This window comes from uncultured Methanobrevibacter sp. (assembly GCF_902770715.1).
Classification (GTDB): Archaea; Methanobacteriota; Methanobacteria; order Methanobacteriales; family Methanobacteriaceae; genus Methanocatella.
The window spans coordinates 1-4,020 of sequence record NZ_CACXTS010000064.1 but is presented as its reverse complement, the minus strand read 5'-3'; the positions used below and the strand labels follow the sequence as shown (position 1 = coordinate 4,020).

The 4,020-nt window shown below is 30.2% G+C and carries 4 protein-coding genes; 1 reads left to right on the top strand and 3 read right to left on the bottom strand.

Features of this window, described 5'->3' with window-relative positions; translation table 11 throughout:
* A partial coding sequence (locus QZU81_RS10505; RefSeq protein ID WP_295591707.1) for a hypothetical protein occupies window positions 1-603 on the bottom strand: 603 nt, incomplete at its 3' end.
* Between the two features lie 397 nt (window positions 604-1,000).
* On the opposite strand from QZU81_RS10505, the gene QZU81_RS10500 reads away from it, so the two are divergent.
* Window positions 1,001-2,221, top strand: coding sequence for an Ig-like domain-containing protein (locus tag QZU81_RS10500; protein WP_295591705.1), 1,221 nt, complete (start codon window positions 1,001-1,003; stop codon window positions 2,219-2,221).
* Window positions 2,222-2,641: 420 nt separating this feature from the next.
* Here QZU81_RS10500 and QZU81_RS10495 read toward each other — a convergent pair whose 3' ends face one another.
* Together QZU81_RS10495 and QZU81_RS10490 are read right to left on the bottom strand one after the other, a co-directional pair.
* Complete coding sequence (locus QZU81_RS10495) at window positions 2,642-3,052, bottom strand: hypothetical protein (protein ID WP_295591703.1); 411 nt, start codon at window positions 3,050-3,052, stop codon at window positions 2,642-2,644.
* A gap of 113 nt (window positions 3,053-3,165) precedes the next feature.
* A complete protein-coding gene (locus tag QZU81_RS10490; protein ID WP_295591701.1) occupies window positions 3,166-3,723 on the bottom strand; it encodes a carboxypeptidase-like regulatory domain-containing protein in 558 nt (185 codons plus the stop codon).
* Window positions 3,724-4,020 lie beyond the last annotated feature (297 nt).

Sequence of the window (4,020 nt, the reverse complement as noted above, 5' to 3'; positions counted from 1 at the left end):
TGTATATGTCTTTGCCTTAAGTTTGATTTTTTTAACTGCAACACCGTCTTTTACCTTAACAGAATATGTTTTTGCGTTGACTTTGAATTTTACAATTCCTCCATCAATCGTATCACCATATTTATCCTTCACGGTTGCTTTCATGATGGCATAGCGATTGTCAGTTGTTACATATTTTTTTAGAGTTAATTTTGGTGTCACTTTGGTTATCTTGACATTCATGAAAACTGGTTTTGCCTGATATTTTGAGGTATTTAATGTAATCTTTACCTTATGCATTCCAATTTCAGGATCCCTGTCAAGGTAGTATGTTCCCTGCTTTTCGCTGAAATATTGATCATCATCATAAACCACTTTTACTTTCTTATTGTCATATATTGCAGTCGGTTTTGCATCCTTTATCGGTTTTCCATTCAAATCCTTAATGCTAAATATCATCGTATTGCCGTTTATCTCATCATATTCTTCATTTATGTCCTTTGCAACTATCTTCGCATTATAGCTTTGCTCATCTGCGATTGCATTATCGCCTGCACTGACTGCAGAAATTGCAAAGAGGCTTACAAGAAATATAACCAATATCATAATCCTTTTGTCAATCAAATGATTACCCCCATATAAGTTATATTTAAGTTATGTTTAAAATTCGATATAAAGATTGGCATTCAAATAATCAAATATCATTAGAATAGCACAGAAAATACTCATTTTATCTTTGATTAACCTTGATATTCTCATAAACCGTGTTTACTCCGAAAATTCTAATGATTACACCATTGAAAAAAAATTATGAAACTGAAGTTTATTTAGTAAAACCAATTAATAAAATGAAGCATACATTTAGCGCATTATAAAGCAATAAATATTTCAAAGTAAGTGTTAAAAAGAATGGAAAAACAGTAAAAAAAATTTAAATTAAATGTAAAAGTTTGACACCGACAATGATTAATAGCAAGTTGTGTATAATATATATCAATGTAAAATTTAGGGGGAAATAATCTTGAAGTATAAAAAGACAATTATGCTTGCAATGCTGCTGATAAGTTTACTTTCAATCTCAGCAGTCAGTGCATCAGAAAATGTTACTGCCGATACTATCGGAACAGATAATACATCCAATGACATTAATCTTGAAGATGAAGATTATGATGACTATGATGATTATGATGAAGACTCTGACTGGAATGATGAACATTACTCAGACAATTTCCAGCCTAGAATAATACCTGAAGATTATAGTTATAGGCAAAATATACCCGAACAAATAAACTATTCAACTGACTATGATGATTACTATGGTTATTACATATCTGTTGTTGATGAAGACGGCTATAATATTCCAGATTTGGAAGTCAGATTAATGGATGCAAATACAAATAAGGAATTAATGGCATTTGATTACGATGAAGATGAGGATGCATACTGGTGTTGCGTTAGTAATATGGGTGTGGGAAATCATTCATGTAAAATTATAGTTGATGACTATTACTACAATATAAATCCCATATACTTTAATCTTGAAATTGTCAAATCAGATGTGGAATTAATACTAAAAGAAACAACTGTGGTAAAAGGAGATTACGCAATTCTTAAAGCAAAAATTACTGATTTTGAAGGCAGTACTCTATTTGAAGACGGTAAAGTGAAATTTACAGTCAACGGCAAGACTTATTACAGAAATATTAATGATAATGGCTATGCTACATTAAAAGTCAAGATGAATAAGCAGGGAACAATTACATATTCCGCAGCATATATGGGTGATGAAAATCACAACCCATCCACCACCAAAAAAAGCAAGATCCATGTATTGAGTACAAGCAAATCTGCAAGAACCATAAAAATCAAAGGATATAAAGTTGTCATACCATTAGACAAATACAAGAAATTAATTAATGCCAAATCCAATGGGAAAACTTATGTCTACAAACTCAACACCAAAAAAACCATTAAACAAAAAGTTGACATATACAACAAAAAAACCTGGAAAAAAACAACCAAAACAGTAAAATCAAAAATCTATATATACGTTGCTTTTGATGGAACCGGCAAATATGGAGGTAGCCTTCCAAAAAACCAATATGTGGCTGAAATTACAACATCAAACCAACACCGTTACGGAAATATTATTTGCAAAAAATGGCTATTTGGCTACAAACAATCAAAGGAATTTACAAAATTAAACTCCGCAAAAGTCAGACAAAAGCTTTTCGGATTATAAAAAACTAACTGCCATCACCATATATTTAAGAAGTTCAAATTGAATTATAATCAATTAATAGCGTGAAAAAATAAAAATAGTTGTAGGTGGCTTTACACCTACCTTAAAAAATTATTTTACAGAAATGTACGTTAAAGGAAAACCTATTCTAGGTCATAATTGTACCTATATTGAATTTGACAAAGAGGATCATCAAAATAATTAATATTAATTTTTATATTTTTTTAATTTTATCTATATTTTTGTTAATTTTCTAATAGGTTTCATTTGATACATAAGTTAATGTATTAAGTAGTTATGTCATTTTTTTGTTGAAATACAAACTATAATATTATTTTAATCACAATGATTCAAACCAAAGTAGAAAAAGTTCTCATCATCTTTTAATCAATTTTAGAATAAATTGATAGACTTAACCTATTATTCAATAGCTACTACACTTACATATGGACGTTCACCACTAAATGCATAATCATCCAATCCCTGATATGATCCATAAATGACTGCATTTAACCCTTCATATTTTTTATATTTGCTGTTATCCTGATCAGGAGGCAAATTAACTATTACCTCTTGGTCACGGTCTCCACCGACATGGAATACCATTGTATTGTGTGCCGCTATTTCTACTTTGCCTGCTAATTTTACGGAAGTATTTTTCAAGTTATCATTTACTTTCATATCTTTATAACTAACTTCAACACATTGTTCTTTAAAGGTATCTTCATCCATTCCATTTAATGGGTCTTGGTACAATATAGCTGCTGATACAATCCCCATTGACAAGATTAAGATTCCGAATAATAATATCACCAATATTTTTTTGTTCATTGACATACACCCCTAATTAAAATTATTAATATAATATGTCTCAACATATGTAACAATCTGCACGAACTTGCAAAAATTTTACTTTAAGGTCTTATTCAGAATTTTATCATTTATCAGTATCCCAAACTGGCTTTTTGTGCTTCCCATTCTTCATGGCTGTTAGCACTTTTACCATAAACCTGAAGTGTATAGTAATCAGCTTCACTAATTGGCTCTCCAGTGTCTGAAAGGTACTGTGGTTCACTGGAACTCTGCTCAACAGTAGCTTCAACAACTTTTTCTTTCTCTTTAATTGTCAATTTCTGGGTAGTGTTGTTTCCTGTATAATTCTCGTTACCACTATAAGTGACTCGGACATCATATTTTCCTTTCTTCAAATCCAAATCCAATTTTGCCTTACCTTTAGAGTTTGTTTTTACGGTTTTATTTGCGACAACCTTGCCTTTGCTGTTTTTGATTGTTATGTTGACTTTTTGTTTGGACAATGGAGTCTTATTCAAATCAGTCAACTTGACTGACAAATTATCTCCTTCGTATAAAGTTTTATTACTATCGACTTTGATTTTTGTCGGTTCCTTGGCATGCATCGGCTTTAATACCATAAAACCGATTGCCGCTGCAAGAATGACAATTATCACAATCAATATTATAATAATATTTTTGCTTTCCATTTAAGTTCCTCCGTATAAACTAATACTATTTATACACAAATTAGATAATAATATTTTCTACAATGAAAACAATACTTCAATACTCAAAAGGAGAAATGAATATTTTAATATTTGTTCCTAAAAACAGCCAAATAAATAGCCAATAATTAAAGCAAATGAATTCAATTATAAAAAATAATGCAACCATACAAGATAATGATAGGAAAATATAAAAAAGTAAAGTAACCGCCGAAGCAATTACTTTTAATCTTAAAAAAAGGATTTATGGAGAATCAAAATATTATCAACTCCCCAATC